This is a genomic window from Njordella aestuarii, assembly GCF_056494165.1.
The window spans coordinates 6,499,120-6,521,195 of sequence record NZ_CM151397.1 but is presented as its reverse complement, the minus strand read 5'-3'; the positions used below and the strand labels follow the sequence as shown (position 1 = coordinate 6,521,195).

Annotated in this window: 20 protein-coding genes and 1 pseudogene; 15 read left to right on the top strand and 6 right to left on the bottom strand. The window is 50.9% G+C overall.

Annotated elements, in window-relative coordinates; translation table 11 throughout:
- Positions 1-7 precede the first annotated feature (7 nt).
- Entirely contained in the window at positions 8-475 is a 468-nt protein-coding gene (locus tag SH451x_RS25440; RefSeq protein WP_479360129.1) for a RidA family protein, read from the bottom strand.
- Positions 476-723: 248 nt separating this feature from the next.
- Between SH451x_RS25440 and SH451x_RS25435 the strand changes: the two genes are divergently transcribed.
- The 8 genes and pseudogenes from SH451x_RS25435 (at position 724) to SH451x_RS25400 (ending at position 7,239) form a co-directional block, all read left to right on the top strand.
- Positions 724-999, top strand: coding sequence for a hypothetical protein (locus tag SH451x_RS25435; protein ID WP_479360128.1), 276 nt, complete (start codon positions 724-726; stop codon positions 997-999).
- An 8-nt stretch (positions 1,000-1,007) separates the two neighbouring features.
- Positions 1,008-1,814: a TatD family hydrolase gene (locus tag SH451x_RS25430; protein ID WP_479360126.1), complete on the top strand. Its 807-nt coding sequence runs from the start codon at positions 1,008-1,010 to the stop codon at positions 1,812-1,814.
- Positions 1,815-2,358: 544 nt separating this feature from the next.
- On the top strand, positions 2,359-3,474 hold the full coding sequence (gene dnaN / locus SH451x_RS25425) for a DNA polymerase III subunit beta (protein WP_479360125.1): 1,116 nt from the start codon (positions 2,359-2,361) through the stop codon (positions 3,472-3,474).
- 9 nt (positions 3,475-3,483) lie between these two features.
- Positions 3,484-4,452, top strand: a complete 969-nt coding sequence (locus SH451x_RS25420; protein ID WP_479360124.1) for a deoxyhypusine synthase family protein — start codon at positions 3,484-3,486, stop codon at positions 4,450-4,452.
- 104 nt (positions 4,453-4,556) lie between these two features.
- On the top strand, positions 4,557-5,705 hold the full coding sequence (locus tag SH451x_RS25415; RefSeq protein ID WP_479360123.1) for an MFS transporter: 1,149 nt from the start codon (positions 4,557-4,559) through the stop codon (positions 5,703-5,705).
- Positions 5,706-6,019: 314 nt separating this feature from the next.
- Entirely contained in the window at positions 6,020-6,757 is a 738-nt protein-coding gene (locus SH451x_RS25410) for a hypothetical protein (RefSeq protein ID WP_479360122.1), read from the top strand.
- Positions 6,758-6,838: 81 nt separating this feature from the next.
- Positions 6,839-6,946: pseudogene (locus SH451x_RS25405) on the top strand (PD-(D/E)XK nuclease family transposase); the annotation flags it as partial.
- 56 nt (positions 6,947-7,002) lie between these two features.
- Positions 7,003-7,239: a hypothetical protein gene (locus SH451x_RS25400; protein WP_479362943.1), complete on the top strand. Its 237-nt coding sequence runs from the start codon at positions 7,003-7,005 to the stop codon at positions 7,237-7,239.
- 39 nt (positions 7,240-7,278) lie between these two features.
- Here the strand turns inward: SH451x_RS25400 and SH451x_RS25395 are convergent, their stop codons facing one another.
- A complete protein-coding gene (locus tag SH451x_RS25395) occupies positions 7,279-9,459 on the bottom strand; it encodes a glycoside hydrolase family 32 protein (RefSeq protein ID WP_479360121.1) in 2,181 nt (726 codons plus the stop codon).
- A 423-nt stretch (positions 9,460-9,882) separates the two neighbouring features.
- Here SH451x_RS25395 and SH451x_RS25390 point away from each other — a divergent pair, with 423 nt between their 5' ends.
- The 4 genes from SH451x_RS25390 (at position 9,883) to SH451x_RS25375 (ending at position 14,282) form a co-directional block, all read left to right on the top strand.
- Complete coding sequence (locus tag SH451x_RS25390; RefSeq protein WP_479360120.1) at positions 9,883-10,626, top strand: helix-turn-helix domain-containing protein; 744 nt, start codon at positions 9,883-9,885, stop codon at positions 10,624-10,626.
- Between the two features lie 102 nt (positions 10,627-10,728).
- Positions 10,729-12,060, top strand: coding sequence for a hypothetical protein (locus SH451x_RS25385; RefSeq protein WP_479360118.1), 1,332 nt, complete (start codon positions 10,729-10,731; stop codon positions 12,058-12,060).
- A gap of 508 nt (positions 12,061-12,568) precedes the next feature.
- A complete protein-coding gene (locus tag SH451x_RS25380) occupies positions 12,569-13,459 on the top strand; it encodes a DUF1559 family PulG-like putative transporter (RefSeq protein ID WP_479360117.1) in 891 nt (296 codons plus the stop codon).
- On the top strand, positions 13,440-14,282 hold the full coding sequence (locus tag SH451x_RS25375; RefSeq protein ID WP_479360116.1) for a hypothetical protein: 843 nt from the start codon (positions 13,440-13,442) through the stop codon (positions 14,280-14,282). The genes SH451x_RS25380 and SH451x_RS25375 overlap by 20 nt, the downstream gene beginning before the upstream one ends.
- A 382-nt stretch (positions 14,283-14,664) precedes the next feature.
- On the opposite strand, the gene SH451x_RS25370 is transcribed toward SH451x_RS25375, so the two are convergent.
- The gene (locus SH451x_RS25370; protein WP_479360114.1) at positions 14,665-15,234 is read right to left on the bottom strand and encodes an RNA polymerase sigma factor; all 570 of its coding nucleotides are present in this window, start codon (positions 15,232-15,234) and stop codon (positions 14,665-14,667) included.
- Positions 15,235-15,520: 286 nt separating this feature from the next.
- On the opposite strand from SH451x_RS25370, the gene SH451x_RS25365 reads away from it, so the two are divergent.
- Entirely contained in the window at positions 15,521-15,799 is a 279-nt protein-coding gene (locus tag SH451x_RS25365; RefSeq protein WP_479360113.1) for a ferredoxin family protein, read from the top strand.
- A 141-nt stretch (positions 15,800-15,940) separates the two neighbouring features.
- On the opposite strand, the gene SH451x_RS25360 is transcribed toward SH451x_RS25365, so the two are convergent.
- On the bottom strand, positions 15,941-17,509 hold the full coding sequence (locus SH451x_RS25360) for a sigma-70 family RNA polymerase sigma factor (RefSeq protein WP_479360111.1): 1,569 nt from the start codon (positions 17,507-17,509) through the stop codon (positions 15,941-15,943).
- A 1,300-nt stretch (positions 17,510-18,809) separates the two neighbouring features.
- Here SH451x_RS25360 and SH451x_RS25355 point away from each other — a divergent pair.
- Positions 18,810-19,166: a hypothetical protein gene (locus SH451x_RS25355; protein WP_479360110.1), complete on the top strand. Its 357-nt coding sequence runs from the start codon at positions 18,810-18,812 to the stop codon at positions 19,164-19,166.
- Positions 19,167-19,383: 217 nt separating this feature from the next.
- On the opposite strand, the gene SH451x_RS25350 is transcribed toward SH451x_RS25355, so the two are convergent.
- The gene (locus SH451x_RS25350) at positions 19,384-20,529 is read right to left on the bottom strand and encodes a phosphotransferase (RefSeq protein ID WP_479360109.1); all 1,146 of its coding nucleotides are present in this window, start codon (positions 20,527-20,529) and stop codon (positions 19,384-19,386) included.
- Positions 20,530-20,541: 12 nt separating this feature from the next.
- Positions 20,542-21,261 carry a hypothetical protein gene (locus tag SH451x_RS25345; protein WP_479360108.1) on the bottom strand — a complete coding sequence of 240 codons (720 nt, stop codon included), beginning with the start codon at positions 21,259-21,261 and terminating at the stop codon, positions 20,542-20,544.
- Between the two features lie 195 nt (positions 21,262-21,456).
- On the opposite strand from SH451x_RS25345, the gene SH451x_RS25340 reads away from it, so the two are divergent.
- Positions 21,457-21,909 carry a tRNA (cytidine(34)-2'-O)-methyltransferase gene (locus tag SH451x_RS25340; RefSeq protein ID WP_479360107.1) on the top strand — a complete coding sequence of 151 codons (453 nt, stop codon included), beginning with the start codon at positions 21,457-21,459 and terminating at the stop codon, positions 21,907-21,909.
- Positions 21,910-22,076 lie beyond the last annotated feature (167 nt).

The following is a 22,076-nucleotide window of genomic DNA, read 5'->3' as shown; positions in this document are numbered from 1 at the left end:
CCGCATCTTATTCCGGCTTAATCTGAAAAATGCCTTCAATTTCAACGGCCATGCCTCCGGGCAAATCGTTTGTTCCAACAGCGCTTCGCACTCCGATTCCAAGATCTGGGCCCCACAGATCTACAAACAGTTGGCTACAGCCATTAATCACGGTCGGTTGTTGGTTAAAACTGTCGGTGCAGCGTACCAGAGCCAGCAGTTTGACAACGCGAGCTACTCTATCAAGAGAACCAAGACCGGCCTTCAAGGTCGCTAGCATCGCCAATCCGGTCTGTTTCGCTGCCGCTTGGCCTGCGTCGACAGCCATATTTTCGCCAAGTCTCCCTAGGTAAAGCGATCCGTCTGGCTTTAGCGGACCATGTCCCGACAGATATGCCAGATCGCCCACAATCAACATCGGTTTGTAGAGACCTACAGGCTTGGGGGCAGGAGGCAGGCTTAAATTCAGTTCGGCTAAACGGCTTTCGATCGACATTGGTTGCTCCACGAGAAAAAAGAAGTTTGGCTTGGCATTGTCTATCGATCTGTCCGACGCTGCAAGTGACAAGCCATTGTCCGGATCGATCCGTCCACACCCGCTGCCAAAGTTTCCGCGACTTTTCTAGGCCTTGAACTACGTTGGGCGAATCCTTGCAACTATGTTAAATTAGAAGCGTCTTGTCGATTATCCTGCCAAAGTACCTCGCTTGCTAACGTATCCAGCATTTTGATATTGGATTGCTCATGCCTCAAACAAAATCGGAAGTCCTTCAGGAGACCTACCTCGCGACGCGAGCCAAAATTCTCGAAGTGGCTGCTATTCTGGACCGCATCGATCTAGCAAAATCAAGCGACGGCCCGATTGAGGACGATCCGCGGTTCCAGAAAATTCGCCAAGCGATCGACGTTTTGATCAAAGAAGCTGGAGCTACCTCCCGCGCCGAACAAATTCAGCTACTTTTTTCGCGTCCATATGACGCCAAATGGACTGAATCCTTCCAACTCATGCCCCGCAAATAACGCTTCGTATGGACTACATCGATCCTCATATTCACATGGTGTCGCGGACAACCGACGACTACGAAACCCTTGCGCGAATGGGCTGTGTCGCAGTCAGCGAGCCGGCCTTTTGGGCTGGTTTTGATCGCGGCAGCGTCGATAGTTTTCGCGACTACTTTCGCCAACTGACGGAAACCGAACCAGCTCGTGCTGCCCAGTTTGGTATTCAGCACTTTACTTGGCTTTGCATCAACGCCAAGGAAGCCGAAAACGTCACGCTCTCTCGCGAAGTCATCGCCATGATTCCTGAGTTCATCGAGAAATCGAATGTCCTGGGAATCGGCGAAATCGGACTCAATAAGAACACCAAGAACGAAGCTACTATCTTTCTTGAACACATGGAGTTGGCGATCAAGTATCAGCAGCAGATCCTTATCCACACTCCGCACTTAGATGACAAATACCAGGGCACGCGTATGATCCTGGACATGCTGAACGACCAACGATTAGAGCGATCCCGCGTCTTGGTTGACCATGTCGAAGAGCATACGATTCGTCACGTCCTGGACGCTGGCTATTGGGCTGGCATGACTCTGTATCCTGTCACCAAGTGCACCCCACAACGTGCCGCCGACATGATTGAGAAATACGGTACCGAACGCCTAATGGCTAACAGTGCAGGGGATTGGGGGCCGAGCAAGCCAACCGCTATTCCTGACTTGATATTTGAATTGCGTCGTCGCGGTCATTCCAACAAACTCATTCACAAAGTCGTTTACGAAAATCCCCGCGAGTTCTTCTCTCAGTCGAAAAACTTCAAACTCACTGCTCGCTAGTAGCTTCCATCCCGCCAGGAAGCCTGGATTGACCTGCCAAAGCCGCCTCCATTGTGACGGCCGCCTACTTTTTTGACCTATTTTGCGATCTGCAAAAGCTGTCGATAGCTAGTTCGTAACTGTTCACAGTTTGGCAGTTATTGACAAGGCTGGCGGCCAACTCAAAGTTCTGAACAGTCCATCTACTGCTGGCCAACACGCCATCATCGGCGGTTCAACATCTTTTCCACGGTGCTAACGCGTGCGTAACTTGACGTAAACCTAGACTTGATAGTGGTTTACGCAGCCGAAGGCGAGCTCTGTCGACAATTTTTGCCAGCACACTACAAACTACAACATTCTTATTAAGAAGTATTTGAATAGAAGAGGCTCAGAGGGCAGCTCGAAAAAATGACGAGTACCCGAAGTTGGCCCGTTCCTGCACTTTCCGTAGTTTTAGAATTGGGCTTTCGAGGGTACATTTGGAAAACTTCTCGATCGACGGCTGCGAACCTCGGCCGTTGAAAGTCGTTAATGCACCGAAGCCTATCGAATCTAAATCAGCATGAAGATTACTTGTGACCGTGAAAAATTCCTGACGGCCTTCCAGATAGCGGCTGCCGTCGCACCTGCTAGATCGCCCAAGGAAATTCTTAACTACATCAAACTTGATGCTACGTCGGCCAAAGTTTTTCTCATGGCTACCGACATGGAAGCGGGCATCCGGATCGAAGTCCACGATGTAGAAGTCGCTACGCCTGGCAAAGCATTGCTGCAGGTCCAGAAGGTCAGCAACATTCTACGAGAAAATAGCGATGAAAAACTGACGATCGAAGTTACCGAGAACTCGGTTGATATCACGGGACAGAACGCTGAATTTCATTTGCCATTTGCTAATCCCGATGAATACCCGACCGTTACAGCCTTTGACGAAGATAGCTACTTTGAAGTACCGGGTCGAGCTTTTCGAGAATTGGTGCGACGAACAGTTTTCGCTACAGATACGGAAAGCACGCGGTATGCACTTGGTGGCGTACTTTTGGAAATGACCGGAGACGATATCACCGCGGTGGCTACTGACGGCCGACGTCTTGCCAGTATGTCGACGAAGGGCAAAGCGGTTAACAACTTCCAAACCAGTGGCACTACGACGATCGTTCCAGCGAAAACGCTCTCGCTTCTAGAAAGGTCGTTAGGCGATTTGGAGGAACCTGTTCAAATAGCGGCTCGAAACAACGACATTTTAGTGCGCACGAGCCGCTGCATGATCTATTCGCAACTGGTCGAAGGTCGCTTTCCAGCGTGGCGTCAAGTTATACCTGACAGACCCGACGCTGTTCGTATCCAATCGATTGCTGGGGTCATGGCTTCGTCACTTCGTCAAGCGTCGATCGTGGCGGATCCAGACAGCCGCGGAGTCGACTTTCAATTTGAAAATGGTTCGCTGATTCTCACAGCAGCCACGGCAGATGTAGGGCGATCGCGAGTTCAAATGCCAATCGCTTACGATGGAGAACCGATCGGAATTATGTTGGACGCGAGATTTGTCGGCGAGTTCTTCAAAGTTTTGGAGAATGAAAAGAACTTTGAAGTGGAAGTCAAAGACGAAAAGGAACCGGCAGTGTTTCGCACCGAAGACGGATACACTTACGTCGTAATGCCAATGGCTCGAGATCGCTAAGGAACTTTGATGAACATTTCTGATTTCATGGAGCGACACTATCGTCACTTCAACGCGCGAGAAACATTAGCCGCAGCGAGATCCTTCAAAGACTTTGTAAGTAACAAGAACGGCAAAATGTTCCTGGCGATGGCAGGTGCAATGAGCACAGCCGAAATTGGAATTATGTTGGCCGAGATGATACGGCAAGACAAGATTCATGCTATCAGTTGTACAGCGGCCAATCTGGAGGAAGACCTCTTTAATCTATTCGCTCACAACGAATATCAGGTCATCGCAGACTGGCGAGCACTGAGCGTAGACGATGAAGTAAAGCTGCGCGACAGTGGCTTCAATCGAGTTACTGATACATGCATCCCAGAAACTGTCATGAAGCACATGCAAGCTCGCCTAACCAAGTATTGGGTAGAGAATGCAGAGAAGGGGACTGGCCTGTTTCCCTATGAGTATATGTACAAATTGCTGGACGAGGACGATCTCAAGCAACACTACCAAATACCGATCGAACACTCTTGGGTAAAGGCAGCCAAGGACAAGGGCCTACCGATCTTTGTGCCTGGAATCGAAGATAGCACACTTGGAAATATGTTCACGGCACGCGTAATCGACGGTACCGTGGCTAACCATCAAGCCATGCGAAGCGGTACGGAACAGCTTCAGTTTTTAACGCACTGGTATGAAGAAGCCAGCCGCGAATCGCCGATAGGCTTCTTTCAAATTGGCGGCGGCATCGCAGGTGATTTCTCGATTTGCGCGGTGCCCATGCTGATTCAAGACCTGGATCGCGAAGACATCCGGCGGTGGGAATACTTCTGCCAGATCAGCGATGCTGTAACGTCCTACGGCGGCTACTCCGGCGCTGTTCCTAACGAAAAGATTACTTGGAATAAACTTGACCCGAGCTCGCCCAAGTTCATGATCCAGAGCGATGCGACAATTGTAGCACCCTTGATTTTTGCTTACGTGCTCGGCCAGTAGTTTTCTAAGTTCAGAATACTGTACGACTATTTCGACGCGGCGAAGCTCACAGTGAAATATTTAATCGGACGTTCTTGTCTGATACCCTTTCAGACAAACCGAAAATGTTTCTTGTTAAGCTAATCGCAGCTCTGGCGTATGTCAGTTTAGGCTTACCGGACGCCATGTTGGGAGTCGCCTGGCCTGGACTCCGACGTGAACTTCTGATTCCGTTAGACTATTTAGGATTCTTGCTGGGTGCTACTTTCACCGGTTATCTGCTATCCAGTTCTCTGGCTCATCAACTGGCGAGACGAATTGGAATCGGTTGGCTTTTGGTAGTCAGCAGCGGCACCATGACGCTGGTGATGACCGGCTTTGCCATTAGTCAAAATTTCTGGTTCATCGTAGCGCTAGGACTTTTGGGAGGATTTGGCGGCGGAGCGATTGACGCTAGCTTGAATAGCTTCACGGCACATCGTTTTTCACTACGAATGGTGAATTGGCTGCATGGGTGCTGGGGTATCGGAGCTTTTATTGGACCCTTGATCATGACCTCCATCTTGGTTCAAGGATACTCATGGCGATGGGGCTATGCCATTGTGGCTTGTCTATTGGGTAGCACCACGATTTTGTTAGCCATTACGCGTCGCAAATGGTCCTACGCTGATCAAGACAGTCATGACAAACATCCAACCGCGAGCATTATAGAAGTGCTTACGGATCGACAGGTATTCGGTCAGTGCCTACTCTTCTTTTTATATGCTGGCATCGAATCAACGGTCGGACAACTCCTGTTCACGCTATGGACCGAAGGCCGAGGGCTCAGCGAGGGAGTAGCAGGGGCAGCAGTCACGAGCTACTGGGTGGCGTTCACCGCCAGCCGCTTCGCTATCGGACAGCTAAGTACGCGATGGACGGGCAAACGCATTCTTCAGGTATCAGGCTTCGTAACGCCGTTGCTGGCATTGCTGATAGCATTCCCACCGACAGTCTATGTTGACCTCATTGCCGTCGCTTTGTTGGGAGCCTTTATCGCGCCCGTATTTCCAACATGGATCGGACTTACACCGCTAACAGTGCCTTCGCAATATGCTTCGCAAGCAATCGGATTTCAAGTGAGCGCAGCGGCTATTGGTATCGCGACTTTACCTGGCGCAATTATGTTCGTCGCTCGCCGCGCCGGTTTAGAGTCGATACCTGTGTCCTTAGTTCTATTGCTTCTGGTGCTATCATTCAGTCAAGCACGGCTCTTAAACGCAAACGGCAAGTAATTCGCAAACCAAAACAACGACTACTCGAGGCTTTTGCGAGCAAGTACTTTTGCAAGCTAACTTTCAAGCAGGGAATTGTCTTGCTGTCGACAACCACTCGCTGATATAGCTTTATCGGTGTCACGGCAGTTCGTAGCCGTATGATTGTCGTATTGTTCCTTATCAGTGAGTGAAATCAAATTCATTCTTCACGCCCAGCTATCAGGTTAGCTATCGTACTGCTGGCAGCACTAGAAATCTTCAGCGCAGTAGGTTGTCGAGCGCTCAAATCTCGTGAGATCGTCGTCCGCAGCCAACAAGTTGCACCAGAACTAATGGCGCTCAACGCTCAACCGATCGAAGTAGGGGAGGATCGTCCTATATTAGACGGACTTGGTTGGGTAATTGGCATTCCAGACAAACTTTTGTTATGGGACCGCCGGGCGAGCAATCATGATATCTCCAACGAAACACTATTTGTTATTCAGGACTACGTACAAAAGAATAACCTTGAGCATGTGAAGGTGCGCTCCAACCAATATGCTCCGCTACAGGACTGGAAACGCTTGCGAGCCAATAAGACGGTCGCATGGCCGTGGCGATATACGATCGGAACTCTGTCAGTTGCGGGCGAAGCGATCTTCCCAGGACGCCTTATTGGTGGAGATCACTTCAATCCATTCACACAGACGATCCATCTTTATAGTGACATCCCCGCCGTTGCCGTTCACGAAGGCGGACATGCGAAGGACTTTACAAGGCGCACCTACCAAGGGACTTACGCAGCCGCATACCTCTTCGTGCCGTTGTGGCACGAGACAATCGCGACTGAAGACGCGTTCGCTTACTTTGAGTCTAACGGCGATATCGATCAAATCATGGAGGCGAATCGTATTCTATATCCAGCGTATGGTACTTATGTCGGAAATGCGTTGGGAGGTTTAGCTCCTGGTTACGCAACTCCTATCTACTTCGGTAGCGTGCTGTTAGGGCATGCGAACGGACGCATGTTGAACCGCGATATCGAATCCCATTGGGAGATGCAAACGGCGCGCGAGACCAGACCGTATTAAGGCGATACCGTTCAGGCCATCACAGCAACAAATCTGCTAAACTTGAGTTTTTCCAAAGGTTCACTTTCCCGAGGTAGCCTCATGCCACTTGGAATCCGCCCAATCGTTGATTTTGTCTTCAAAAAAATTTTCGGTTCGCCGGAGAACTCAGCGGCACTGATTGGTCTGCTCAACGCAATCTTGAATCTTCCTAGACCGATCGTCGCAGTATTGAAACCATTTCCGCCAAGACTGAGGACAAACAGATGTACGATCAACGAGAAAAAGCTCAACGCGATCACGAATGGGCCCTCGCCGGTGCCCGCGAGCAGGGCCGCGAGCAAGGCATCGAGAAGGGCATGCTTGCAGGAAAAATTCAAACTCTTCAAGAACTGCTTGGCGAAGAAGTAATGGCCGACGCAACCTTGGTTGTTTTAGATAATGCAACGTTAGAAGATCAGCTCGCCGCCCTCCAGCTTCGATTGCGCGAACGTCAAGCCTAAGAAGTTTAAGTTCAAGAAGCGATCTTTCATCGGTGGGTCTTACTTCTTTTCGGAAGTGAGCCAAGCGGACCGCAATTCGTGGACTTCCAGTGAAGCGATCTTTGCCGTGCCGCCTTTGCTCTCGAGGTACAAACGTTTGTTATCAGGATTGGTGTTGTACGGGAGCGGTACATAACAAAGCCCATCGCTCGCAAAAACCTCAACACCCGTTCGGTCACAATAGATGATCAATCGCTGCTTGTCACCACGCATCGGTGCCGACACCAGTCGATCATCAACGCGCAATTGTTGCGTCTTAGGCAGATAGCTGACCATAATATCGCGAATGTTCATGGTGATCTCTGTGGCATCACTCGGCTCGAACTCAACGCGCACCTCGACTAATTCAGAATCGATTGCGTCTAATGGATTCATGTCTCCGGGCGAGAGGTCGAAAGCCCCGATGCGATGACTTTTTGTCCGTAACGCTTGCAACTCGCTAACTGGCGTCCAAGTTATCCGAGGACCTTCTGACGTCTCGGTTAGATTCAGCTCTAACGGTACGGTCATACTTTGATTAAAGCTCATCCCCTTAGTCTCTGTTTGCCACCATCCGATTTGAATTCGACGTCCATCTGCCTCAGGAATATCGCTGAATGTTTGCGCTGCGTAGAACCCCCGGCCGGAGTGTCCGGTCAGCTTGCTATGTTCTGGAATGAATTGCCGCCCGTCGAATGTACCAATCGCATAAGTGCTATCGGCGTCCATAAGCACCCATTTGCTTCGCGAAGCATCACCGTCGATTGGCAGTCGGAAGAAGTCCGGACATTCGAACAGGTATCGCCCTCCTACTGCATCGCCCTCGACAACGCTAGTCAAGCTCCAATCGCGCAGGTTTGGCGAATTCAAAAAGTGAACCGTATGGTTCCCTTGCAGCTCGACATACAAGACCATGACCCACTGGCTAGTTGGCTCGTGCCAAAACACTTTAGGATCGCGATTGCCATCCGTGATTTGTCCTAACACGGGATTGGATTTGTACTTTGTGAAATTCCGCCCGTCAACACTATAGGCGATTCCTTGCACGGTAGGCTTACCAGCGGCCGTATAGATTAGCACCAGTGGTGGCTGCTCCGCTGAACCAAAACCACTTGTATTGTTCCAGTCGACGACAGCGCTGCCGCTGAACATGGGCCCCATTTCATCGGGCAACAGCGCCTCACCTATTTCTTCCCAATGCACTAGGTCTTTACTCACGGCGTGCCCCCAATGCATGTTCCCCCACGCCCATCCGTATGGATTGTGCTGGAAGAACAGATGGAATTCGCCGTTGTAAAAGACCAAGCCGTTGGGATCGTTGTTCCAACCTCGCTTTGGCGAAAAATGGAACTGACCACGTTTGGCTTCGCGATAAAGGTCATCTGCATTCTTGAGCGTATCGCTTTGTTCCACAGAACTCAGGGCCATCGATCCCTCCGCTAGTTTATCGATTTGCAGAGCGATCGATTTGCCTCGCCATTCATCGATCTCCATCGGTGCCCACCAGTCAGCGTCTCCATCAGCCAGTTCAATGTCGTTGTGAACGACTGGTTCTCCTTCGACCAACAAAGTTACCTTACGCTTGGTTGCTCCGTTCTTTATTGGCAGATTGAGATACTTTTCAGTCGCTGTGAATTGCCGCTGAACATCGATTTGGTAGCCACTTGGTTTTGTATCAGTCTGGACGATGTTGTCTGCATTGATATGTCCCCAACCCCCCGTTGCATTGTCAACGATTCGCAAAATGGCTGACTTGCCTTTGAACTCGTCTACTTTCCACGAAGACTGTTCAAGTGTTTCAGTTCCGCCGGGCTGATCGTTTTGTCCTGTAGCTTGACGAACAATTTGTCCGTCAACCAAGAGTTGCAGTGCAAGTTTTTCTACATTGCGCCCGCCGCCGATGTGAAATGCGATGAACGCTCGCTGGATCGTAAATGGTGGAGAAGTCAGAGTACCCGTCGCATCGTCACCGTTGCGAAATGAGTTCACCAGACCTTTGCCGACATATCCATCGACATTCATCTGCCCTGGCAATGTTCCTTGGGCAGGTCCCGTCCCAAACGCTTCGCTGGTGGTAGTCCACGCTCCATAATTTGACGATTCGAAATCTGCGATCACCAAATCCTGCGCGCTGCAGAATGTAGCGTGGATAGTCGCAGTCACGAACACGAGTAGACACATAGCTGAAGTGGCTTGTTTCATTTAATTATCCAATATGTAAAAAACTAACATTCCTGGTTACCCGGCTCAGCCTGATAACCAGGTGCACCGCAGGCTCTGCCTGCCCTCTTCTCAATCAACCGTAATGGCGAAATGAAGGCGGAGCCTCCAAGACAGTGCGTTCCCAGGCAGAGCCTAGGAACGAGAGCATTCCTGGTTACCAGGCTCAGCTTGGTAACCCACTGTACGGCAGGATCTGCCTGCTAACTCCTGTGTAACCGTTCAAAAAGTTTATACCCAGAATTTTGTTAGGAAGCATCGCTACAATTCACCTGCAGGAAACAGCCCGACTCTGATTGATCTACCAACGTACAATCGGCCACCGCCAAACACAGTTCATACATCATGCCATAAAGCTCTACCCCTTGCTTGTCGTATCTTGCCAAAAAATGTTATGATTTGGCCATGAACCAAATCCATCTTCAAACTCAGTTTTTTAGCCAATTATCAGATCCGCGAGCGATTATTGGCATCTTCGAACATCTTCCCGAGATATACTTTTTTATTAAGGATCGCAAAGGCCAGATCATAGCGGCCAGCAACACAATCCTGAATCGTTTGGGCATGACGACCGAATCGGACTTTATCGGCAAGACCGACGCTGAAGTCTATCCTCCGCATCTAGCTGACGCTTATCGCGCCGACGATGACCTGGTTTTCAGTACAGGCAAGCCTCTCCTTGATCGACTTGAAGTTTGGCTAGACGAATCGGGACGCGCAGACTGGTGTGTGACAACCAAAGTGCCGCTCAAGGATAGCAGCGGACAGACTGTAGGTTTGATGGGTGTTTCGCGACGTGACTTGGATCGAGCGGCTTTAGAGCCAAATCGGATATCGACGCGAGCCGTTGCATATCTGCACAAACATATCGAACGCATATCGAGCATTGATGAACTTGCGCGAGGCATTCGCGTCTCACTGCGAACTTTGAATCGAAAGGTCAATCATGACCTTGGGATCTCGCCGTACGAGTTGATATTGAGAATTCGAATACAGTTGGCGGCCGAAGCTTTGATGAAAACGAGTGAACCGATCAGTTCGATCGCCTTATCCCACGGGTTCTGCGATCAAAGTCACTTTACTCAACACTTTCGCAAACGAATGGGCATGACCCCGAAGCGATTTCGGTCACGGCAAAACTCAAAATAGTACCCAAGTCGACTGACAAACACCAAGTGTACAAACGATTGTGCTAAAATAGCAACGGTTCAGATTCTGCAGATCATCGCGACTACCTCCTGCGCTCGTTACATGAAACGCTTCTACACTCTCATCTTGTCGCTGCTGTTGGTGGGTGCCTTTGCAACGTTTGCGATGATTCAGCGCAACACAACTACTTTTGCAGGCGTACTCGAGCGACCATTTGTAAATCATTTAGGTGCTGAATACCATAACATGGCTTTGAGCCTTTATCGTGGCGACGGTTTTAGTGATCCGTTTGCTTCACAGACTGGCCCAACGGCGTGGATGCCACCGGTCTTGCCCTATTTGCTCTACTTTGCCTATTGGATCGGCGACGGCAGCCAGAACGTCGTCGTACAGTATGCGATTGGTTTACAGTTGCTCGCGACCTTTGCCGTTGCCTATTTGGTGCTGGAGCAGGCCAAGCGGTTGGGGAGAAGTTGGGCAGGAGTCTTGATCGTTGTAGGTGGCTTCAATGCAAACTACCACATGCTATTTCAGTTTACGCACGACGTAGGACTATTGCTGCTCAACAATTGCCTACTATGGATGGGGCTAAACTATTTTTGGAACGGGCAGAGGTCGTGGTGGAAGCACAGTCTTTGGGGCGTATTTGGTGGCTATTGTGCACTCAGTAGTCCGATACAAGGGTTTGTTTGGGCAGCGATTACAACGTGGCTATGGGTGTCGAAAGCGTATCTTGACAAAGCCGATCGACGACGGACGATAGCGGCGCTTGGCTTAGCAGCACTAAGCTCTGTTCTGGTAGTGATGCCGTGGACGATTCGCAATTTTCAGGTCTTTGATCGATGGATGCCCATCAAGTCCAACGGCATGTACGAGTTATGGCAATCGCAATTTGCCGACGACGACGGGATCTTTGATATGAGGACAGCAGTGGCGCATCCCTACAACCGGGGCTCTGCCGAGAATAAGATCTACGTCGAATTAGGCGAAATAGGATTGATTGAACAGAAAAGCGACATTGTCCAGCAAGAGATCTGGAATGATCCGATGGAATTCGCGGCCCGCATCATGAATCGATTTATCGCCGCGACATGCATCTATTCGCCCTTCTTAGAGATCGACACGTACAATAAACCACAGCAGGTGTTTTGGAAGCGAGTCGCATTTGTGTTGCCATTACTTGCGCTGTATGCAATCTTTATGTTCACCAAGCCACCGATTTGCACTCAGGCACAAGTCGCGATCTCGATTTGGTGTTTAACTTTGGCGCCGTACATACTTGTCAGCTATTATGATCGCTACGCCATCCCGCTGCTCATCGTCAAGCTAATGATTATCTTGTACGGATGGCACGCTTTCGCAACATGGCTAGCTGAGCGTCGTCGAGAAAAAGCAACACCCGCTTCGCTGACCGAACAGACTGCTATCAGTTAGATACAGATGTTAACAAAATATGGACCGATTGAATGTGACTTCGAATGCTTCAAAGTCACCACTAAGCTTGACTTTGTGGCTCGATGATCCCAACCGCAACGATTGGATTTTCGTGCGACTGGGTCAAGCCTAGTCGTGACGCAAGTGCATGGCTGCGTTAAGCTGGTCATGATCCCGTTTCGACTGAGGCGAGCTCAGTCGGGTCACAATCCGCGTAGTTCGATGCGAGGTTTGCTGCCATGGCTTTTCAAGCTCAACTGCTCAACTAAGAAAAACTGCTCCTATCCAAGTCGCAGATGTCGATCTTTCATAGTATGGTTCGGAAACAGTGCGAAACCGTTGGGAAAACGTTTTGAAGCGATATAGTGCCTGCCAAGCAAGGCAAGCAGGCTTGAAACATCTCCATCGATTCAGAAAGTTCCAGACAAATTGCAGGGCGACTGGCTATCGCTTAAGATAGAACGGACCTGTTCCGCTTTGCGCAGCTTTCTTCTCGTCGGTCACACTCATGGTTAAGCCACGCGGATTCTCTCTTGTCGAATTGATGGTTGTGATTGCAATCATCTCGTTGCTGATTACCCTCACCTTTCCCGCAGTCAACAGCGCACGTGAGTCAGCTCGAAAAATCTCCTGTCAAAATAACCAGCGACAGCTCGGTCTTGCCATTCAGATGCACCTGAACACGCATCAAGCCTTTCCCAGCAACGGCGGCTTCTTGGGATCAAGCCACATTCAAAGCACGACCAATCAAGAGACAACGATCTGGACAAACGACTTTGACGCCGGCACTACATTCAACTGGGGAATCGGTGTCCCCGGCGCAACGCCTGAAATACAAGGTGGTTCCTGGGCATACGCAATTTTGCCTTACATCGATCAAGTGAATGCCTACCAACAAATGAAGATCGAGAACCCCCAACCGATGTATATGTGCCCGTCGCGTGGCAGACGCAGTGTGGCACCACCAATTAACGACGAATTTGGCGAGTACCAGTCTGGCGGCTGGGCTTGGGCCAAGACCGATTACTGCGGGAATTCTCGCATGATGCCTAACTTGCCATTCATCCTACAAGGGCAATCGGTTTCAGACGGAATGTCCAACACTTTTATTATCGGCGAGAAGGCGTACGATCCCAGCGTCCAGACGCCAATGAGCTGGTATTGGGATGAACCAATTTTCTCGGGTGGCTCCAAAGGTACTGCGAGAGCCGGATTGACCATCGTTCCCGACGGGCCAGGGATCGCTTACAAAGAGAATTGGGGATCGGCGCATCGGGGCGGAGCAATCTTTGCCACGGCCGACGGAAGTGTGCGATTTATCAGTGAGACGATCGCCTTTGAAGTCCTGCGCGCCATGCTGACTCCCTCTGGAGGAGAATATGAACACATTTCAGATTGAATTCAATTACCAAGGCTTGCGCAGGTGGATCTCGTTGGCTGCTTGCATGTTGGCTGCGTCGGCCCTCTTTGGCTCGGGCGCACCATGTCTTTCGGCCAAAGAGATTTCGATCGACCTGCGTGGTGCGCAGCGCGAGCCGCTGGTTGAAGTGGTCTCGCCACCGATGGGCAGCCCCGATCGCGTGAGCTTTACCAATGAAGGTATGGTCATCGATCAAAAGTCCGGCACTTCAGGGGAGCAAACCGGTGTCGCAGGGTTCAAGATGCTGCTGGCACACGCGGGTGATTTTCGAGCTGAGCTGGATGCCAAGATTCTTACGCTGGAAGAGCCGACGCAAGGTTGGGGCCAGGGCTTGATCTTTACGATCCTGCTGAACGATCGCCGCAAGACTCAGATCAAACTGAATCAGGTTATCTATCCGCGAGCCGGTCGATTCAGTTCTATCGAGCTAACGGGAAGAGACAATAGTCCGCCAACGTACCAAACAAGCGAAAGCACCTTTACGGACGGGAGTCTGATCATCGAGAGGAAGGGCGACAAGGCGATATTTTCGTTGAAGTCTAAAGGAACGGTTACCGAGCTTGCGACGCTGGATTGCCCGACAGCGGATGTGAGTGGCGTCGAAGTGTGGAGTCCGCGACAAACATCTGGCAACACGGCGACAAAGATCGCGCTGCAGAAGCTGACGATCACAGCGGATTCGTTTCACGCTTATCAACACCAGACCCCGCCGTGGTTGACGTGGAGGAAGATCTTGATCGGAGGGCAGATCGCGTTGATTCTACTGCTGCTGGGAATTATCGCCATGCGCAAGCGGAAGTAAGGCTCGGAGGATTCACCTGGGATCTGTTGAACGAGTGAGGCAGCTACACAATAAAACGGAGGCCGCTTGGTCGCGACGAACACGCACCGATATTTTTACCGCGACTCCGAAATGATTGTTGCGTGTTACCTGGTTGCGACTATTGGTAAACAATCGCTGTTTAATTAGACACGGCGCAACGGTTGATCAACCGTCATGCAAGAAGAGGCAGAGCCTCCAAGACAGTGCGATCCCAGGCAGAGCCAGGGATCGAGGTGGGAAGAAGAGAGGCAGAGCCTCCAAGACAGTGCGATCCCAGGCGGAGCCAGGGATCGAGGTGGAGGAAGAGAAGCAGAGCCAGGGATCGAGGAGGCAGGGGGGTGCTCTAGAGTGGCGAAGAGTGCTACTCGGCGACTCGGCGGAGCTTTTCGCGTGCGCGTGTCAAGAATGGACCGACGCTGTTTTCGGACATGCCAATTCGTGAACTGATCTCACGATACGAACGGCCTTCCAAGTGAAACATGCGTACCGCCGTCGCTTCGGCATCCGTTAACCGCTGCAAAGCTTCCTCGATCTGCTGTTCATTCTCCAAATGCTTGGGGTCGGCAATCGCTGTTGCAAACACCGTCGCATCCTTGGTCGACATACTAGCCGACTTCGCAGCGACTGTTCGGTTCTTTAAAAGACTTCGGACGACGATGCGCCTCGCGACGACAGTCAGATACGTCGCAAGGGAGCTGTTGCCTCGAAAGCGTCGCAATACAACAAAGTCATCGCGCACGAGCGTAAAGAAGACGTCGGATATCAGTTCGTCTCGCGTTGTCGAATCTAACCCCAGCGATCGATTCAGCGCGGCGTGATCGACAACGTGAGCCACCAAACCGATGTAACGGTCTACAAATTCCTCCCATGCCTGAGCCGAGTTGCTCAAACAGCGATCCAAAAGGTCGCGATCTATATTGGATAGCACCACTGGTTTATTAGCCGATAAGTCTGGAGGAAAGGGAATCTTTCAATCTTAGGTGCCACAATTCACCATCGCAAGCAGTTCCAGCCAACTTGACATGGTTTTCTAGTAGCGCTACCATAATTCGCCCATCTCGCCTATCTTTAAATTCGGCCTGGATTACGTACATTGGTGTAAAGCCGCGAACATTTAATCGGTAATTCAGGTCGATTTTTTGTAGTTCTGGCCAGATATGGGACGAAATCTGAATAGTTTGCCAGTAGTAATATTCCGGGTTTAGAAAGGTTTCTTCATGACTCACGTTGTCACCAAGCCCTGCGACGGTTGCCGATATACCGATTGCGTTGTGGTGTGCCCCGTAGAATGTTTCTACGAAGGCGAATCGATGTTGTACATCCATCCAGAGGAGTGCATCGATTGCGAAGCTTGTGTTCCCGAATGCCCAGTGGAAGCGATTTATCACGAGGATAACGTCCCCGAGGAGTGGAAGAACTATATCGAACTGAATGCTCAGAAAGCTCCTGAGCTGCCTGTGATCACCGAAAAGAAGCCTCCGCTCGCCGACGCGTAATCGTAAAACCGCCGCCTAAAGGCGGTACTACGAACTGAGGCCGCCTGAAGGCGGTACCGCGAACGGTGACTGCTAAACGAAAACGGCCGGAAAATTTCCCGGCCGTTTTTTTGATATAGGTTATTAACCGAATTTCCTGCGTTAGTCCAAGAAGCCAACGAGTTCTTGGGAACGCGACGGCTGTTGCAGCTTGCGGACGGCCTTCGCTTCAATCTGTCGAATGCGTTCGCGGGTAACTTTGAAGATGTGCCCGACTTCTTCCAGCGTATAGCTGTAGCCGTCGCCCAAGCCATATCGCAGCTTGATAATCTCACGCTCACGGTAGCTGAGTGACTTCAAGACGCGATCAATCTTGTTTCGCAGCATCTCATTGGCCGCGTTCACCGCAGGGCTCTCCGCGGACCCATCAGGCAGCAAATCGCCAAACTGGCTGTCTTCACTGTTACCGACGGGACGGTCGAGCGAAATTGGGTAGCGGCTCATCGCCAACACACGCCGAGCTTCTTCGATGGTCGTTTCAGCGCGACGTGCTGTTTCTTCCAACGTCGGCTCACGTCCAAGCTCTTGTAGCAACTGTCGTGAAACGTTGCGTACGCGAGACATGGTTTCTACCATGTGGACAGGGATGCGAATCGTCCGGCTTTGGTCGGCAACCGCACGCGTGATTGCTTGGCGAATCCACCAAGTCGCATAGGTGCAGAATTTGAAACCACGTCGGTATTCGAATTTGTCGACGGCACGCATCAAGCCCGCGTTGCCTTCCTGGATCAAATCCAAGAAGCTCAATCCGCGGTTACGATACTTTTTGGCGATCGAAACGACCAATCGCAAGTTGCCTTCGCTGAGTTGCTTCTTGGCTCGTTGGTACTGCGTGTAGACGCGTTTAACCATCACGACGCGATTGCGAAGGCTGGTCGGAGTTTCTTGCGTAGCTACCAAAATGCTGCGGTATTCGCGTTGCAACTGGATAATCTGCGACGGAGCAACCTGGGAGTTGTCGTACTGGGCCAACGTTGACGAAATTTCGTCCAAGCGGCGGCTGAATCGCTCCAAGGTGGCAATTTCTTTTTCGATACGCTGCGTTCGTAGACCAAGCTCTTCGATCAAGCGCACGACTTTGCGTTTACGACGTGCAAGGGATTGCCATGCTAGTTGTCGTTTGGCAGGAGTATTCGTGCGGCACAAAGCGTCGCGGTAATCGCGGCGGTTGCGCTTGAGCAAGGTGTCGATCGTTCGCAGGTTATGTGGCAAGCGGCCAAGGATTTGTTCCTTTTCCAGTTTGTCTGTCACCGAAACTTGAACGGTTCGATCGAAAGGCAATTCGCCGGTCGAAACGCGACGCAAGATCTTGTATGCGATCTGCATCACGTAATCGCATTCCAACAGCTTGGTACGAAAACGGCGACGGGTGACTTCAATTGTCTTGGCCAGTCGGATTTCTTCATGGCGAGTCAGCAATGGAATTTCGCCCATTTGCGTCAGGTACATGCGTACCGGATCATCAGACCACGTTTCAGCTTCTTCGATGCTGGCCAACAGTTCGTCATCGTTCTCGATAGGAGCGGCATCGTCGTTGTTGGCCAAGTCGTTCGCGACCGAATCCGCCAAGTCCTCGCCATCCTCTTCCATCGACAGTTTGTCCAAACCATCAAGAGCAGAAGACCCGCGTGGGGAATCGTCATCGAAGTCATCTAGCAGGGCGTCAAACAAGGGGAACTCTCCTCAAAGTCAAAAGTCGGGGGGCGACCGATCAATCGTATTATTAAATTTTGTCTCGGTAATATCTCTTCAACTCCGGCAACATGACCGGAGACCGCAACATTGTCTGCGGTTTATCAACTATTCTCGCGTGTCGGAACTAACCGTCTCAACCAATCAGGTCTATCTCGTTCTATTCAAGCGTTCTAAAATCTCTCGGGCACCAAGCTAGTAAGTCTACCACTCAGGGTCCGTTCGTCTTCGATAACAATTCAATTGGTAAAGTATTACTGTAGGACCGAATAAGCACGGTGAGCAACATCTTGCGCTGCTTTCTTCAGTCCATACTAATTCCACAAATTCACTTGGGGAAAAAATTGGCAACAACCCAGTCGTATTCGTCACAATGACCAAAACGACGCTGAGGTCGCCATCGGTCAAATCTCTAGCACCTAGTCAATCCGGACCAGGGCGCATGAAAATCGTGCCGGTTGGAAAGAAGTTCTGCCAATCAAATTTCGGTGGGTAATTCGCAATTTCCACGACCACGGTGCTCTTTGGTTCAAAGATGCCGGGCGGGTTCCGCTACGGTCCTGCCGCAAAACCAACGGTTTTCGCCTATCTCATTGGACGCTAATCCGAACAAGTCGGTTCAATCTCTTACCTTACGCGGCAGAGACTTCTTAACGATTCCTAACAAAAAAGCGGAAAGCCGAACTAATACAAGGCAGCCACGCTAAATTTTCCACTCGGACACTCGCTTGCGATTTGAAAGAAATCCCACCGATTCGCAATTTATGAATTCGGTCTATCTTTATGGTCGAGTATCTTCAGCGGAAAGGATGTTCAAGCATGCCTGTCACGTGGACTGATATGTTTGTTCACCAAACCGTTCGAGCACGGGAAGCGTCTAAATAAACGAGTCACATGTTCGACCGGCAAGCGTTTCCGTTACACTAGGTCGTCCGTTGGCACCAGTGGTACCATCGCGGTTGCAATTCTAACTGGCCAGTTAGCTTGGTCCAGTCGCGACCTCACGAATTTTTCACAAGATTTTCATCCGGGCTCGAAACAAAGTTCGGATACAATTGACAGCAAAACTTTGGCAATTATGCGGTATCTCCTAGCTTGTCCGTGCGGTAACGCTGTTTCTGTTGCTCGATCGCAAGCAGGTTCGGTCGTTACATGCCCCGTTTGCAACGCGAACATCGAAGTTCCAACCATCCGAGGACTCGCTCTGCTTCCTGAAGACAAATCGGAAATCACTACTGAGACAGTTAGCAAATCGACCAGGAGCCACTGGAGTCTGCCCATGGGTATCGCTGCCGCCCTCTGCTTCATAACTCTCTTGGTTAGTTGGGGAATCGGCACCTTGTGGGCAGTTCAGCGTTGGAGCATGCCAACGGATTTTACTATCGAAGACGAATTGGCCTACGGCGATGAAATGGTTGATGACTATCTGCCATCGGAGCTTTGGGATGCGTCGGTCGAATATCGCGTCCAAGGGGTAAGTGCAAAACAGCCATCGAACTACTTTCAGTGGAAACTGTACTTAGAGACACGCGATAACTACATGTACGGAGCGTTTGCAGTTGGATCCATCGCGTTGCTGGGCCTCGTAGCGACGGTAGCGATCAGCCGCAGGAAACCCGCAGCGAGCGCAGCGTAATCTCGCAGTGACGTCCGCCAAGAACCTTGCTCTTGCGTAGCTGCGTTCGCCAGAACGCGGTTGAAGTTCGGTTCGATTCCTATTATTTCGGAGCCGTTCTATATCGGGTGCTACTTCCGGTTTCCTGAAAACGGGTGCCACTGCTGGCTTGTCCAGCAGTGCTCGTGGCGTAACGGCCAAGTTCTCCAACATCATCCCGGCTTCTGGGCGAAGCCAGCTACGGTAACTTGGCCAAGTCGCTCCAGCGTTGATTCAACTCAGCCAATCTCTGCTCGCCCGCTTCCAAGCCAAGCGTCCCATTACCAATCCACTGGCACCATTGCTGAATAGAAAGCAAAGTCTGCAATCTATCAAAACACCTAAACGTGACAGCACAACCAAGCGACTGCTCAACCTCACCCAAATACGTTGCCAGCCATCGAGCGTTGCTAGTCCCGTGCATTCGACACAAACTTGTCAGGTATTCCACATAAGCCGAAAGAAACGCCTGCTCGAGCGCGTCGTTTTGTTTGGAAAACGAAGTCGTAAAGCGGACTAGATCCCATCCAGGCCAATCAAAACGAACAGCTCCAAAATCGACAATACCGCTAACTTGATCACCTTCAAAAAGCCAGTTCCCATGATGGACATCGCTAAGAATGCTGCACTGTGTGAGTGATACTGTTTGCTGCGAATTTGCAAATGTTAACAAAGAGTCATGCGTTCCATCAGCTAATGCAGACGCTAAAGCCTGAGCGCTTGAGTGCAACGCTTTGCTTTCAGGCAACGCACCGATAGCAAGTTGGCTAATGACGGCCTGAGTTCGCTGAAGCGCTTGCCAACGACCATCCCAGTTCTTGGAGCATGCCAGCGAACAATGATGCTGGGCAGATATGTAGTGACAGACAGCTAGCATCCTGGCAACTTCAGTGACTGGATAGTTTGCCGTCGCGTCTGTCCAAGCTCTTCCCGGCTGCCACGTCGCTAGGGTCCACAGTCGATCCGCTTCGCATGCGATGCTGTCGCCCGCAGCCCAGCTATCAACGACAAACGCTACCGGGTTACTCTGATCCACGGACAACACTGCAGGCTGACCGACCTCCGAGAGTTTCCAGTTGTCTATCTGGTCGTGCGGCCAAGCTTGACCGAGCAGTCGCTGAAACGCCAAGATACTTCGTAGCCGTGGCAGCCTGTGGCTTGGCCAATTCCAATCGCGCAGCGCAAATGCGAACTCTCCTATCAGTACCTGGTAAGTCGTTGCAGCGCTCAAGCCTCGCGGAACTTTGCCACTCAACCGATAATCGCTGCCTAGATCCCGAGCAAGTCGTTGCAGATGGTTTGCAATGCCAAGCGGTATCGCTGAGCCGCACTTACTGCTTGGCATCAATACAACCTATCAAGGAACCGCGTCACGGCTTGAAAGAGGCACAACGCCTGAAGGTGTGCTTGGGTCTTGCGTTGAAAGTGGCTCGCCTAGTTCCACCCCCATAACCAAGCATAGCGCAAAGGTTATCACGAAGTAAGCCAAGTAATGCAGCGCCGACTGTGGCGCTTCCAATTCGAAGGTCAGTAGCGATGCTGCGAGCCCTAAGCCGATCATAACAACCGTATAGATGATCATCTCGGTTGTGGAAATTTCGGCGAGAGTTCTATGTTCGAAATACCAAGACAGGCCAAAATAGATTAGCCAGGTCGCAGCGAATGCGGCTGAACAAATTGCAACGCGGATCCAATACTCTTGGCCTTCGTAGCCTGCGAGTCCATCGTCTCGCAGAAAAGTGTAGCCGGCCATAACAATTGGTGGCGCAAGTAGAATCGCTCCAAAAGCCAGCAGCGGCGTTGGAGCTGGCGAATCCGACATTCGGACTCCGATGGCGACCCCTAAGACGATCAGTAGGCCAACGGCGAAGAGGATCCAGGTGAGCTTGCCGACCTTGAATTCGCTGCGTGCAATAGGCTTGAGAACCGAAACGCCTTTGGAATCCTTTGGCCCAGAGACTTCGGGAGCATGTATGACGACCTCTTCCTGCTTTTCAGGAATGACGATCTCTTTTTTGCACTTGGGGCATGGACCTTTCTTGCCAGCGTATTTATCGCTAACAGCGAATCGTTGCATACACCCTGGGCAAGTTACTTGAATCGGCATAGTTTTTAGAGGAAGAGTTCAGTCGGATGTGAGTCGGGATAGGATCGCAAGTTCAACGGCATTTGAGGAGTCGTGCGTCATCGAGACTTGAGCAGTGTAAAAAGCATTCTATCCTGAGACAATCGATGGTGCCGAGATCTTGCCTGTCAGTTGAAGTAAACCAGTATGTTCCACATCGTCTTGAATCAGCCCGAAATCCCACAAAACACTGGAAATATCGGTCGTACGTGCGTTGCGTTGAAGGCCAAATTATGGTTGGTTGAACCGCTGGGTTTTCGTATCGATCAAGCAAAAGTACGGCGTGCGGGTTTGGATTATTGGCCACATTTGCAGATGGAAATCGTTCCGAACTGGAGCACGCTGGTCGAGCAACTGGGGGCAAGACGATTTTGGTTGATCACAAAGTTTGCGCATCGTTCGCTGTACGCGGCGACTTTTAGTGACGAAGACGTATTGGTATTTGGAAGTGAAAGCGTCGGGCTCCCTCAATCTATTCATGATGCTTATCCCGATTCTCGGTTGAGTATTCCGATGGTGGGTGAAACAAGATCGCTGAACTTGGCCACGTCGGTCGGTATCGTGGCCTACGAAGCCTACCGCCAAACCCAAGCTCACTGATCCGAGCCTACCTAAATCGTATTTAATCAAATCGCGCTTCGATCCCTGAAAACGGGTGCCACTGCTGGCTTGTCCAGCAGTGCTCGTGGCGTAACGGCCAAGCTTCCCAATGCTTGACCGGCTTCTGGCGAAGCCAGCTACGATGCGCTCGAACGATGCAACCTCTT